The sequence below is a fragment of the Paraburkholderia sp. SIMBA_027 genome (genome assembly GCF_046535315.1).
Lineage (GTDB): Bacteria > Pseudomonadota > Gammaproteobacteria > Burkholderiales > Burkholderiaceae > Paraburkholderia > Paraburkholderia tropica.
The window spans coordinates 1-288 of record NZ_JAWRWY010000352.1 but is presented as its reverse complement, the minus strand read 5'-3'; the positions used below and the strand labels follow the sequence as shown (position 1 = coordinate 288).

Sequence of the window (288 nt, the reverse complement as noted above, 5' to 3'; positions counted from 1 at the left end):
CTGGCGTCCACCGGCCTGGCGTGCCGCGTCATCGCCACGGAACATACCCATCCGCCGTCGCAGACTTTGTCGGGCTTCTGGCAGCGCCTGCGCCGCCTGACCATCGGCTCGCCCTTGGACGAACGCACCGAATTCGGCCCGGTGACCCACCGCCAGCACCAACTCAAACTGCTCGGTTACTTCACCCAGGCCCGCGCAGAGCACAACACGATCATCCATGGCGGCACCCTGCTCGATCGCCCCGGTTGCTACGTCGAACCCACGGTGATCCTGGCCAACAGTATCAAC

Annotated in this window: 1 protein-coding gene; it reads left to right on the top strand. The window is 65.3% G+C overall.

What is annotated here, in order from left to right:
* Positions 1–288, top strand: a 288-nt coding sequence (locus SB764_RS39385; RefSeq protein WP_410866664.1) for an aldehyde dehydrogenase family protein, incomplete at both ends; no start/stop codon positions are given.